The organism is Bacillus sp. NEB1478, from assembly GCF_031582965.1.
In the GTDB taxonomy this organism is placed as follows: domain Bacteria; phylum Bacillota; class Bacilli; order Bacillales; family Fictibacillaceae; genus Fictibacillus.
The window spans coordinates 3,348,446-3,361,686 of record NZ_CP134049.1 but is presented as its reverse complement, the minus strand read 5'-3'; the positions used below and the strand labels follow the sequence as shown (position 1 = coordinate 3,361,686).

At 38.6% G+C, this 13,241-nt stretch carries 13 protein-coding genes; 12 read left to right on the top strand and 1 reads right to left on the bottom strand.

Annotated elements, in window-relative coordinates; genetic code table 11:
- Positions 1-9 precede the first annotated feature (9 nt).
- From RGB74_RS16985 to RGB74_RS16970, 4 genes are all read left to right on the top strand, one after another.
- Positions 10-546, top strand: a complete 537-nt coding sequence (locus RGB74_RS16985; RefSeq protein WP_310760467.1) for a methylated-DNA--[protein]-cysteine S-methyltransferase — start codon at positions 10-12, stop codon at positions 544-546.
- A 115-nt stretch (positions 547-661) separates the two neighbouring features.
- Positions 662-1,495, top strand: a complete 834-nt coding sequence (locus RGB74_RS16980) for an amidase domain-containing protein (RefSeq protein WP_396136077.1) — start codon at positions 662-664, stop codon at positions 1,493-1,495.
- A gap of 86 nt (positions 1,496-1,581) precedes the next feature.
- A complete protein-coding gene (gene trmL / locus RGB74_RS16975; protein WP_310760465.1) occupies positions 1,582-2,055 on the top strand; it encodes a tRNA (uridine(34)/cytosine(34)/5-carboxymethylaminomethyluridine(34)-2'-O)-methyltransferase TrmL in 474 nt (157 codons plus the stop codon).
- Positions 2,056-2,329: 274 nt separating this feature from the next.
- Positions 2,330-2,887, top strand: coding sequence for a DUF5366 family protein (locus RGB74_RS16970; RefSeq protein WP_310760464.1), 558 nt, complete (start codon positions 2,330-2,332; stop codon positions 2,885-2,887).
- Between the two features lie 205 nt (positions 2,888-3,092).
- Here RGB74_RS16970 and RGB74_RS16965 read toward each other — a convergent pair whose 3' ends face one another.
- Positions 3,093-4,931 carry a transglycosylase domain-containing protein gene (locus RGB74_RS16965; RefSeq protein ID WP_310760463.1) on the bottom strand — a complete coding sequence of 613 codons (1,839 nt, stop codon included), beginning with the start codon at positions 4,929-4,931 and terminating at the stop codon, positions 3,093-3,095.
- 171 nt (positions 4,932-5,102) lie between these two features.
- Between RGB74_RS16965 and RGB74_RS16960 the strand changes: the two genes are divergently transcribed.
- The 8 genes from RGB74_RS16960 to RGB74_RS16925 all read left to right on the top strand — a co-directional run bounded on the left by RGB74_RS16960 (position 5,103) and on the right by RGB74_RS16925 (position 13,200).
- The gene (locus RGB74_RS16960) at positions 5,103-6,998 is read left to right on the top strand and encodes a PrkA family serine protein kinase (RefSeq protein WP_310760462.1); all 1,896 of its coding nucleotides are present in this window, start codon (positions 5,103-5,105) and stop codon (positions 6,996-6,998) included.
- Positions 6,999-7,188: 190 nt separating this feature from the next.
- Positions 7,189-7,764, top strand: a complete 576-nt coding sequence (gene lepB, locus RGB74_RS16955) for a signal peptidase I (RefSeq protein ID WP_310760461.1) — start codon at positions 7,189-7,191, stop codon at positions 7,762-7,764.
- 33 nt (positions 7,765-7,797) lie between these two features.
- Positions 7,798-7,971 (top strand): hypothetical protein, encoded by a 174-nt coding sequence (locus RGB74_RS16950; RefSeq protein ID WP_310760460.1) that lies wholly within the window; start codon positions 7,798-7,800, stop codon positions 7,969-7,971.
- Between the two features lie 196 nt (positions 7,972-8,167).
- Positions 8,168-9,334 carry a sporulation protein YhbH gene (gene yhbH / locus RGB74_RS16945; RefSeq protein ID WP_310760459.1) on the top strand — a complete coding sequence of 389 codons (1,167 nt, stop codon included), beginning with the start codon at positions 8,168-8,170 and terminating at the stop codon, positions 9,332-9,334.
- Between the two features lie 120 nt (positions 9,335-9,454).
- Positions 9,455-10,312: a ComEC/Rec2 family competence protein gene (locus RGB74_RS16940; RefSeq protein WP_310760458.1), complete on the top strand. Its 858-nt coding sequence runs from the start codon at positions 9,455-9,457 to the stop codon at positions 10,310-10,312.
- 233 nt (positions 10,313-10,545) lie between these two features.
- Positions 10,546-11,220, top strand: coding sequence for an HAD family hydrolase (locus tag RGB74_RS16935; RefSeq protein WP_310760457.1), 675 nt, complete (start codon positions 10,546-10,548; stop codon positions 11,218-11,220).
- Entirely contained in the window at positions 11,216-11,608 is a 393-nt protein-coding gene (locus tag RGB74_RS16930; RefSeq protein ID WP_310762915.1) for a VOC family protein, read from the top strand. Before RGB74_RS16935 ends, RGB74_RS16930 begins: the two co-directional genes overlap by 5 nt.
- A gap of 38 nt (positions 11,609-11,646) precedes the next feature.
- Complete coding sequence (locus RGB74_RS16925) at positions 11,647-13,200, top strand: bifunctional GNAT family N-acetyltransferase/carbon-nitrogen hydrolase family protein (RefSeq protein ID WP_310760456.1); 1,554 nt, start codon at positions 11,647-11,649, stop codon at positions 13,198-13,200.
- Positions 13,201-13,241: the final 41 nt, after the last annotated feature.

Genomic DNA, 13,241 nt, shown 5'->3' with positions numbered 1-13,241 from the left:
GGATATTTTATGTGTCAGATTAAAACGTTGCTCTATTATGAAGAAATGGAAAGCGTAATCGGACCATTAACAATCATTGCAACAGAGAACGGAATCTGTCGCCTCGATTTTGGTTCAATGGAGGATAATCTTCCATCTTTGCAAGCTTGGATGGCGAAACATTTTATTAAAGGAGAAATGTTTCATTCTCCAGATCATTTAGCAGATGCAGTTCAGCAGCTAAATGATTATTTTGCGGGTCATCTGCAAGAATTTAATGTCACTTATGATTTATTTGGTACTGTTTTTCAGAAAAAAGTTTGGACGCAGCTCACTCAAATTCCTTATGGTGCCACTTGCTCTTATAAAGAAGTAGCTCAAGGAATCGGAGCACCGAAAGCAGTTCGTGCCGTCGGAAGTGCCAATAACCAAAACCCAGTTCCTGTTTTCATTCCGTGTCATCGTGTTATTGGAAGCAATGGCGCGCTTGTAGGATATGGCGGGGGCTTAGACAAAAAAGAAATTTTATTATCAATTGAACAAAATAGCTGTAAGAAGACTTCATAGAGCCCACCATAGGGTTCTTTTTTTTTATGCCACCCACATATGTTAATAGTGCAGGGAGGGATGTCTTGTGTGGGTGAATGCACTTAAACAGTATATCCAGTATCAATCACAGTGGATGATTCATGCTGATGGTGATGGAAGGGGCTTCTTCTTAAAGGAAGAACAAGAAAGTTTCTTGCGTAAAAAGCAAATACTTAACGATAGAAAAGCATTCATAGTAAATAATCAGGCCAATGGCAGTATTCTGCGGAAAACTGAATCAGAAAACCGTGCACAGGTAGACTACCTTGTGCATTATAGCTTACTCATTAAACAAGAGTTTGATTTTTATGTGGAAGAAATGTCGCAGGAACGGCGGGCTGTTTTTGTTGATGGTGAAATGATGAGTGATGAGCCTGTAATCGTTGAAGGAAACTATAAGGAATTGCCGAAAATCGAACGCGAAAACGAATCAATCGTTCCTTCAAAGGATGGTTATGACAGATTGGCAGCCGTCCGTTATGCAGAGCGATGGTGGAATTCCTATAACCCGGCCTTTAAAACATTCGAAAATGATTGCACGAATTATATTTCGCAATGTCTTCATGGGGGAGGTATCCCGATGACGCCTCAATCGATTAAGTCAAAGGGCTGGTGGATGCGCAACAATTCATGGAGTTATAGCTGGTCTGTAGCGAACGCCTTCCGCTGGTATTTGAGCGGGTCGAAATCAAGTTTGCAGGCACAGGAAAAATCGTCTGCCAGTCTGCTTTTGCCAGGTGATGTCATTTGCTATGACTTTACTGGAGACGGCCATTATCAGCACAGTACGATTGTCGTAGCTAAGGATCCGTCGGGGGAACCCCTTGTGAATGCTCATACGACAAACAGCAGAATGCGTTACTGGGGCTATGAAGACTCTACAGCGTATACGAAAAGAATTCAATATAAATTTTTTCACATCCTATAAAATCAAAGCTCACCAATAAGAGAGTGATATTCCTTAAAAAGTGCTATAATAAGTACTTATTGGAATATTGTTTTGAGGTGAGCTTTTTGGCTATACATGTTGTATTATTCGAACCATTGATTCCTGCGAACACTGGAAATATTGCCAGGACGTGTGCTGGAACCGATACGTATTTACACTTGATCCATCCACTGGGGTTTTCGCTCGAAGATAAGTATTTAAAACGGGCGGGGCTAGACTATTGGGAACACGTAAATCTGCGTCATCATGATTCTTTGGACGCTTTTTTTCAAGCGTACCCTAATGGTGAATTTTATTATATAACGAAATTTGGGGAGCAGACGTATTCTGACTTTGATTATTCAGATTCTGAAAAAGATGTCTTTTTTGTTTTTGGGAAAGAGACAAAAGGTTTACCTAGAGAATTGATCGATGCGAACTTAGAAAGATGTTTGCGTATTCCGATGAACGAAAATATTCGTTCTTTGAATCTGTCTAATACAGCAGCAATTTTAATTTATGAAGCACTTAGGCAGCAGAGTTTCGGAGAGCTAAAGTAAAGAGGAAATAAAAAACGTCCTTGTTTAAGGACGTTTTTGCTTCCATATGTATATGGATTAGTTTTTACCAGGACGGTCGTTATAGCCTGCTGTAAAAATAGCAGTCAGGAAGGCGAGCATCACAAGTAGGATGAGGATAAAGCTCATCTGAACTCCTCCTTTGAAAGTAGTCTTATTCTTTCCATATTCTCTCCCCATTATAAATGAAAACGGTTATCGTGTGAATGTATATTTGTATGAAAGTTTACAAATTGAGGGGGATACAGTTAACAGAATGAAGAAAAATGTGTATATGACAGGGTATTTGCCGTTATTTTCTATTATCCTGTTTAGTTCTGGATTCGCGATCAACCTTGAAAGGCTTCTTATAGAAAAGCTAAAATATTTTGGTGTTTATCAAGGAATGCTCGAATTATTTGCTGAGCATGTGATCCATTTATCTGTGGGTTTTTGTTTGTTTCTATTATTCTTCATGGGTTTTGCCGCTTTAAAGCTAGTATCTGACACGCTTATGCATTTGAGCATGTTCTTTTTTTCAAAAGATACTGAGGGTGTGTTATTGCGTCAAGGGAAAAGCGGAGGCTGGTTTTTCTTTGCGGGCGGCATGCTTGCGATTGTGCTGAATCATTCCATTATTATGCTGGCAATCGTATTTTTAGCGTCTTCATTTGTTTACTTTTTTTATTGGCTATTAAAAGTGGCTTCACATTTTTCAACTGCCGGGATCATGGGAATGGTGTTTTTGCACTTGTTCTTTTGGACGGGTTTTGGCTTGCTAGTCGTTTACACGGTACTCCGATTGTATAATGCGTTTATTGTGACGATTACATAATGAGTGTAAGAATGTCGTTTTTTGTCGGTTCGTGGTTATCTGCAAATTAACGTGGAATTATCGAAAATAACGTGGAATTATCGAAAATAACGTGGAATTATTGAATTTAACGTGGGATTAATCCGATTAACCGTGGAAAAAATCAAAATTGCAGCTCATACATAATAAAAATCCCTGCCGTTTTCAGCAATTGGCAGGGGTTTCTTCATTTTTGATAGGCTTTCATCATAATATCGCGCCAGATCATCACTTCTGGGGAAGAATTTTCAACGTTTCCTAGACTTTTCGGGTTGTCACGGCCAACCCAAACGCCAGCAGTATACCGATCCGTAATGCCGATGAACCAGAGGTCTTTTGCATCGTTCGTTGTACCGGTTTTTCCGCCAATGTACTTAGAACCGGGAAAACGTGCATTTTTTGCTGTTCCTGATCTCGTCACCTCTTCTAGCATGACCCTCATATTTGCATTCGTTTCTTGTTTCCAAACAGAAACAGGAGTTTCTTTCCACTCATAAAGGATGTTTCCTTCTTTGTCTTTAACAGCTGTTATGATTCTAGGTTTTGCATATGTGCCGTTATTACTGAATGCCGTATATGCACTTGTAAGCTCAAGGGGAGAGAATCCATGTGAAAAACCGCCAAGTGCGCTAGCCAGCTGATAATCTTGTTGATTAATACTGGAAAATTGAAAAGGCTCCAGGTAAGAAAAAGCTTTTTCTACGCCGGTCTTTTTTAAAAGTCTGACAGCGGCGGTGTTAACGGAGCTTGCCATCGCCTTTTTTAAAGATATCAAACCATAAGAAGTTCCACCGTAGTTTTTAGGACAGTATTTACCTTCACAAATTTTTGCCGCAGATATAATTGTGTTCGGAGTTGCTCCAAATACATCTATATAAGGAGCATAGACGAGGAGAGGCTTTATCGACGAACCAGGCTGCAAGCGGCTTTGGTAAGCACGGTTGAACTGTTCAAGTCCCGTTTCCTTTCCACCTGCAATAGCCACAATCTTTTTCGTTACATGATCGACGACCACCACAGCGCCTTCAACATTTGAATAGGGTACCCTTTTTTGAATGGCTTCCATTGCTTCTTTTTGCAGAGAAGGAATTAAAGAGGTTTCAATAACAACGCCGCTTTTTAATAATTTATCCCTTTTTCCAATCAACTGCTCTTTACTTATCCCTTTGTTTTCTGGGGATGAAGCAATTAGTTCGGTAAGTTCGTCTTTTACAAATCCTATGATTTCAGGAAACGGAACAGAGTGATTCGTGGTCTGCAATTTAATCGGTTGTTTAACTGCTGCAGTAAATTCTTTATCGCTAATGAATCCTTGTTCTTTCATTTTTTGCAAAATCCATTTTTGCCGTTTTTGGGTGTTTGTAAGATTTGTTAATGGATCGTACATTTTGGGATTGTTCGGTATGGCTGCAAGCAGTGCTGTTTCACTTATCGTTAATTCGCTAGCTGGTTTATTGAAGTAAAATCGGCTGGCTTTTTCAATGCCATAAATTCCGTTATGGAAATAGATCGCGTTTATGTATAGCTCCAGGATTTGCTCTTTTGTAAGCTGCTGTTCGATTCGATATGAAATGAGGAGTTCTTTCAATTTTCGGTCATAAGAGCGCTCATGTGTCAGGAATAGATTTCGAGCCAGCTGCTGTGTAATCGTGCTGCCGCCTTGTGCGATTGCGCCTTCTGAAGTGTTAGTTAAAAAGGCTCTCGCAATGGCTTTTCCGTCGATTCCGTGGTGAGTTAAGAAGTTTTGGTCTTCAGTTGCTATGAAAGCTTGTTTTACATGGTGCGGGATCTGGTCATATGGCAGTTTGATCCGGCTTTCATTGCCTTTAAATTCATATAGAAAACTACCGTTAGTGTCCAGGAGGCGGCTGTTTTGTTCCAGTACAATACTCTCCGAATCGGCGAGTGAATGAACAGCCCGCTGGAAAGGAACATAGTTGCTGATTTCTTTTCGTAATCCTGCAAATGAAAAAAATACGATTGTTAAAAAGATGATTATCGTCATTACGCCAAGCTTTTGATTCATGAAAGTGTTTCTCCGTTCCAACAAGAAGTGTAAGCATATTTTACCATGAAAAGAATTTAGAGAGATTATCACTTTTCTAAATAAAATCATTATCCAAACAGAATGATTACGGACATCCTCGCATAGAGTAGATTAACACTTGATGGAGCCAATACAATCAAGGAGGTACTCATGGATATTTTATCGAGAATCCAAATGCATCGTGAAGAAGAACAGCGTCTAGCCTGGGAAGGTACCTTCGCTGAATATCTTGAAATTTTACGAGATCGGCCTTTTGTTGCCCAGTCTGCGCATTCAAGAGTATACAACATGATTAAAGATGCTGGCATTTCAGAGAAAAATGGACAAAAGGTCTATCATTTTTTCAGCGATCAAATTTTTGGATTAGAAGAATCAATCGAACGCCTTGTGGAAGAATATTTTCATCCTGCCGCCAAACGCCTTGATGTTCGTAAACGTATATTATTATTGATGGGACCTGTGTCGGGAGGGAAATCCACTCTTGTTACGATGCTGAAAAGAGGTCTAGAGAAATACACGAAAACCCCTGAAGGTGCTGTATATGCTATTAAAGGCTGTCCGATGCATGAAGACCCGCTGCATCTAATTCCTCAGCACTTAAGAAAAGAATTTTATGATGACTATGGAATCCGTGTAGAGGGAAGTTTATCACCGTTGAATACGATGCGTCTAGAACATGAATATGATAACCGGATTGAAGACGTTATCGTACAAAGAATCTTTTTCTCAGAAGACAAGCGGACAGGAATCGGAACCTTTAGTCCGTCTGACCCGAAGTCGCAAGATATTGCAGACTTAACGGGCAGTATTGATTTTTCCACGATTGCAGAATACGGGTCTGAATCCGATCCACGTGCGTATCGGTTTGACGGGGAACTGAATAAGGCGAATCGGGGAATGATGGAATTTCAGGAGATGCTGAAGTGTGATGAGAAGTTTCTTTGGCATCTTCTTTCACTGACTCAGGAAGGGAATTTTAAAGCGGGAAGGTTTGCGCTTATATCCGCGGATGAACTGATCGTGGCACACACGAACGAATCTGAGTACCGATCCTTTATTTCTAATAAAAAGAACGAAGCCCTTCATTCTAGAATCATTGTTATGGGTGTTCCCTATAACCTTCGTGTATCACAAGAAGAACGTATTTATTCAAAGATGATCAGTGAGAGTGACATGGCACATGTTCATATTGCTCCGCATGCATTAAGGGTAGCAGCGATCTTTTCAGTACTTACAAGGCTTAAAGATTCAAAGAAACAAGGAATGGATTTGCTGAAAAAATTAAGATTATATGATGGAGAAGTCGTGGAAGGCTTTAATCATGTTGATTTAGAAGAATTAAAGAAGGAATTTGCTGATGAGGGAATGTCCGGAATTGATCCGCGATATGTAATAAACCGAATTTCTTCTGCCATCATTCGTAAAGAAACACCTTCTATTAATGCTCTGGATGTTTTGCGTTCATTAAAAGATGGTCTGGATCACCACGCATCCATATCGAAGGAAGATAAAGAAAGATTTATTAATTTTATCTCTGTCGCTCGAAAAGAGTATGATGATATAGCGAAGAAAGAAGTTCAAAAAGCATTTGTGTATTCGTATGAAGAGTCTGCTAAAACATTGATGGATAATTACCTTGATAATGTAGAAGCGTATTGCAACAAAAACAAGCTTCGCGATCCGCTTACAGGTGAGGAAATGAGCCCGGATGAAAAGCTGATGAGATCCATTGAGGAACAAATCGGTATATCTGAAAATGCGAAAAAGGCTTTCCGTGAAGAAATCTTAATTCGAATTTCGGCTTATGCGAGAAAAGGGAAGAAGTTTGATTACAATTCACACGAGCGCTTAAGAGAAGCGATTCAGAAGAAATTATTTGCTGATCTGAAGGATGTTGTTAAAATTACGACATCATCTAAAACGCCTGATGAATCTCAATTGAAAAAAATTAATGAAGTAATTGCACGTCTTGTCGATGAGCATGGGTATAATACAACGAGTGCCAATGAGCTATTGCGTTATGTCGGCAGTTTGTTAAACAGATAATAATAGAAAAACACACCCTGGACATAGTAATAGTCACTAGGGTGTGTTTTCTTTATATTTTTTTCGTTAATACTAAATGAATTACATGTTAAGCTATTATAAATGTTTACATTAAAAGCAAATGAGCTTGTATTTTATAAATTAAAAATGGTAAATTGATACTAATAAGCTAACATAAGGGGTGAGCGGTATGAGCTCTGCTCAAAAAGAAAGAAATGGGCTAGTAGATTGGATCAAAGCTATAGGGATTGCACTCATACTTGCTATTATTATTAAAAAGTTCTTGATTGAGCAATATGTAGTTTACGGAGAATCCATGATGCCGACCATTCAAAACGGCAATCGTTTGATCGTAAATAAAATTGTTTATGATATAGGGCAGCCTGAGCGATTCGATCTTATTGTATTTAAGGCAAATCCGAAAGAAGATTACATTAAACGGGTGATCGGACTTCCAGGCGACCATATCGCGTACAAAGATGATAAGCTTTACATCAATAACAAACCGATAAATGAACCCTATTTGCAGGAATACAAACAATATGCAGGCACGCGCACTTTGACAGGCAATTTCACCCTTGAAGAGATTACAGGACAAAACAAAGTTCCAAAAGGGAAGATTTTTGTGTTGGGAGATAACCGTCTGCACAGTATTGATAGCCGCCATATCGGTTTTGTTGATATGAATGATATCGTCGGCCAAGCCAACCTCCGTTACTGGCCAGTTGATGAAATGAGAGTTTTTAACGGTTTTAAAAATGAATAAATGGGGAAAATTCAACCTAAGAGGTGAATTCCTATGACAAAAGAAAATAAAGAACCGAAAAGAAAAAACAGCTCAATGGCATCGACATTTGAAGAAATGAAAGAACACGGAAAAGTTATGGAACATGTCTCAACTAACGAAGAAGTTCGAAAAAGCGGTAAAACAAATGACCCAGAACAGCATGACAAAAAAGAATATGATAAATAAACAAAAGCTCTCTTTTCTATTTTAAAAAAGAGGGCTTTTTTTATCGCGAAAGTTTAGCAATTCTAGTGAGTACTTGCATAAGATAGAGTAACCAACCCTTTTTTCATAATAATAACGGATTTCAAGAGAACAGGATATGCCCCGGGTTGATCAAGAAAAGGCAGCATTAATTATTGCTGCTCTGGAGGGGATTATTATGAATAAACCAGATAAAAACAATTTCGTTGTCTCTCAGGAAAATTGGTCCCTCCACCGAAAAGGATATCAAGATCATCAACGGCATATGGAAAAGGTGCAGGAAGCTATTAAAAATAACCTGCCGGATTTGATAAGTGAGGAAAATATCATTTTATCCAACGGACGTGATGTCATTAAGATTCCAATCCGCTCGATGGATGAATACAAAATCCGATACAACTATGATAAAAACAAACATGTCGGTCAAGGTGACGGAGATAGCCAGGTGGGGGATGTAGTCGCAAGAGATGGACGTGCAGGACAAAACGGTGCCGGAAAAGGAAAAGGCTCAGCAGGGGATAAGCCTGGTGTGGATTATGCGGAAGCTGAAGTTTCCATTTTAGAACTTGAAGAAATGCTTTTTAAAGAACTTGAACTTCCGAATTTGAAGCAAAAAGAACAAGATGAAATTGTGCTGGAAAAAATCGAATTTAACGACGTACGCAAAAAAGGCCTGATGGGTAACGTTGATAAAAAAAGAACGATCTTAACCGCGTTCAAAAGAAATGCCCTAGTCGGAAAACCAAGTGTTGCCCCTATCTTGAATGACGATCTTCGTTTTAAAACGTGGAATGAAGTCATTAAACCTGAATCGAAAGCAGTCGTATTAGCGATGATGGATACATCAGGGTCAATGGGAATCTGGGAAAAGTATATGGCACGCAGCTTTTTCTTCTGGATGACGCGTTTTCTTCGGTCAAAATATGAGAAGGTAGAAATTGAATTTATCGCTCATCATACAGAAGCAAAGGTCGTATCGGAAGAGGATTTCTTCAATAAAGGAGAAAGCGGGGGAACAATCTGTTCATCTGCTTATCGAAAAGCGCTGGAGTTGATTGAAACAAAATATTCTTCCAGCCGCTACAACATCTATCCGTTCCACTTTTCCGATGGTGATAATTTAACTAGCGATAATGCGCGGTGTGTGAAGCTTGTTCAGGAGATCATGGAGCATTCGAATATGTTCGGTTATGGTGAAGTGAATGCTTACAATCGACATTCGACATTAATGAGTGTGTATAAAAATATGGATAATCCAAAATTTAATTATTATATTTTAAAAGAAAAAGCTGATGTATATCATGCGATGAAGAGCTTTTTTAAGAAAAATGAAATAATGCTATAAGCTGTATTTGTCCGCTATCCATGTATTGGATAGCGGTTTTTGTTGTTGAAATAGAAAGAATTACATATAACTAAGGATAAGTTTTTTGGGACGAAAAGATGGTATTAAGGGGTGTGAAAATTGAAGCGATATAACAAATCAGCGGCATTATGCTTTTGTTTCTTGTTAGTATTCACGTTGTTCTCGGAGAAAACCGTACATGCCGACTGGTTTGATCCATTGACGATTCACTTTTTAGATGTTGGACAAGCAGATTGCATACTCGTTCAAGCTCCTAATGGGCAGACCATGCTCATTGATGGCGGAGATGAAAACGACGCTGAAAAAATTATTATGTACTTGAAAAAGGTTGGAATTACTCAACTCGATATAGTGATAGCCACTCATCCTCACCATGATCACATCGGTTCATTAGATGATGTCATACGAGCTTTTCCTGTCAGCGTTCTTTATATGCCCAATCTTCCATATGACACAAAATATTATCATGACTTGTTTCGCGTGATCAATGAAAAGCAAATTCCCGTAGACCGTGCGAAAGCAGGAGTACATTTTAAGATGGGTTTTTCGGTAAAAGTGGAAATGCTGGCGCCAAAAGCTTCTTATTATAAACATATCAATGACTACTCAGCTGTTATTATGATCAAACATGCAAAGAAGAAATTCTTATTCATGGCCGATGCTGGTGCGGAAGAAGAAAAGGAAATCCTTAGCCGAGGCGGTGTTAGAGCAGATGTTATTAAAATCGGTCACCATGGAGCGAATACGGGGACCACGTTGGACTTTTTAAAAAAAGTGAAGGCGAAAACAGCTGTTATTTCAGTAGGAAGGAACAACCCTTATCAATTCCCTTCAAAAGAAGTCATGTACAGATTAAACAATAGAAAGATGACGATATACAGAACAGATCAATTAGGTGCGATCATTGCTACGAGCAGCGGAAAAAAAGTGATGTTCAAAACTAGCCCAATTCATTAAAAAAAGTAAGGTACGAGGCAGAGCGGATTGGACTCGTTTTGTTGACTCGCGGGTTATAGTAATTTTCGCGGAATTAATAGCGGTTTTTGCGGAATTATCGAAAAATCCGCGGGATTATTGTAGTTTTTCGCGGGAATATTCAACAATGATTGTTTAGGTAGATCTGTTTTCTTGCGTAGAAAGTTAAATTCTAAGAAGATAGAGTAAAAGAACAGCTAAAAGGATGATAATCATTGATAAAAGCACTTGTTTTCGATTTCGATGGCACGATATTGGATACTGAATCACAGCATTATAATGCCTTACAGGAAATGTTTAAAGAATACGGGGCTGATTTGCCGATCGAAGTATGGGGTGAAGGCATCGGTACCCATTCTGGATTTAACCCTTACGAATATTTAGAGGAGCAGATTCAAAAAAAGCTTGATCATGATGATTTAAAAACTAGAAAGACTGAACGAGCATTAGCGCTAATTCGCGAGCAAAAGCCATTACCGGGAATAGAAAATTACTTAAAAGCTGCTAAGGACGCTAATTTGAAAATTGGTCTTGCGTCTAGTTCGAGCCGTGCTTGGGTTACTGAACATCTAGGTCGAATTGGACTTATGGATTATTTTGAAGTAATTAAAACAGCTGATGATGTTGAAAAGGTTAAGCCAGATCCTGCCCTTTATATCCAGGCAGTAGAAGCACTAGGTGTGAAACCCGAAGAAACGATTGCTTTTGAAGATTCATTAAACGGATCACTTGCTGCTAAGAAAGCGGGACTTTATTGTGTAGTTATACCTAATCCTGTAACAAAACATATGAACTTTAATGAAGTGGATCAACGAATGGAATCCATTGCAGAGCTCGAACTATCAAACCTTATTGATATGATTGAAAAACATTCCATAAAGTATGATTGAAGTTTTAGGGATTAACCACATCACGATCAAAGTATCAAATCTAACCGCATCAATTTCTTTTTATCAAAACATTTTAGGTGCAAAAATAGTCCATAAAGGGAATACAGATGTATATCTTGATATTGGTGGAGTCTGGCTGTGTTTACTGGAAATGAAAAATGCAAAACCTATTCAAAAAGAACAAATTGGAGTAGACCATTTTGCTTTTTCAGTGACTGAAGTTAGTTTTCATAAAGCTATTGAATTACTGAATGAAAAACAAGTGACAATAATCAGAGGCCCAATTGTACGAGGAGAAGGATGGACGGTAAGTTTTACTGATCCCGATGGAAATGAACTAGAACTCTACACAGGTTCTTTATATGAACGTATGAAAACCTGGACGTAAAAAAAACAGCAGCATTACTGGTTAGAGGAGTGGATAGTATGAGCAATGAGATTGATGTATCCAAATTTGAGAAAAAGATAGAATTACGCAATATTGAGTTTGAAGATTTAGATGAAATTTTAGCACTGCAAAAGATCTGCTTTCCTAATAATATGGAGCCTTGGACTAGAGAACAGTTAGAAAGTCATTTAAGAATTTTTCCAGAAGGACAGTTTTGTGTCACATTTGAAGGGGAAATTGTCGGAAGCTGTTCCAGTCTGATGGTTAACTTTGACGAGTACGATGATAAGCATACGTGGGATGAAATTACTGATAAAGGCTATATCACCAATCATGATCCTGAAGGCTTTAATCTGTATGGAATTGAAGTTATGGTTCACCCTGAGTATCGAAGAATGAAAATCGGTGCGAGACTATATGAAGCCCGCAAAGAACTGGCTGAACAAAAGAACCTGAAAAGTATTATCCTTGGGGGAAGAATTCCTAACTATCATAAATATGAAAATGAGATGACCCCCCGTGAATATGTAAAAGAAGTTATACAGCATAATATTTACGATCCCGTTTTAACGTTTCAACTAATGAATGGTTTCACTGTTATGCGTTTAAACAAAAGCTATCTTCCTGATGACAAACAATCAAAAGCATACGCAACCTTAATGGAATGGAACAACGTTGATTTCATACCTAACAAAACAAAGAAATACTTCAAAACGAGTGAGCCTGTACGAATTACAGCTATTCAGTACATGATGAAAACCATCGATTCTTTTGAGGATTTTGCAACACAAGTTGAATACTATACTGATGTTGCTTCCGATCAAGGGTCAGACTTTGCTGTGTTCCCTGAGCTTCTAACTACACAGCTTTTATCGTTCTGCGAGGAAAAAAGTCCAAGTTCAGCGATTAGAAGACTGACAGAATTTACAGAGCAATATATCGAATTATTTACGAATCTTTCTGTAAGATACAATGTAAACATTATTGGAGGTTCTCACTTCGTAGAAGAAGATGGAGACATTTACAATGTGGCTTACTTGTTCCGAAGAGATGGTACAATTGATAAACAATATAAACTTCACATCACACCGAATGAACGTAAATGGTGGGGAATCAGTCCTGGAGACCAGGTTCAAGTATTTGATACGGACTGTGGAAAGATTGCGATTCTCATCTGTTATGACATTGAATTCCCAGAATTATCCCGCATTGTAACGGATCAAGGTGCAAAAATTATTTTCACTCCTTTCTGTACGGAAGATCGCCAAGGATACTTGCGGGTTCGCTATTGTTCTCAAGCTCGTGCGATTGAAAATGAGATTTACACTGCGATTGCAGGTACAGTAGGAAACCTTTCACAAGTTGAAAATATGGATATTCAATATGCCCAGTCTGGTATTTTCACGCCATCTGATTTTGCTTTCCCGCGGGACGGAATTGTGGGGGAATGTCACCCAAATATCGAAACTGTCGTTGTTGGGGATGTAGACTTGGAAATACTAAGAAGACAGCGGAAAACAGGCAGTGTAACTTTACTTAGAGATCGTCGTCTAGATTTATATTCTGTAGTTCAAAAAGACAAAAGCAAATAAAAACGAAATGCGGTAAGCAAATGTGCTGCCGCATTTTCTCT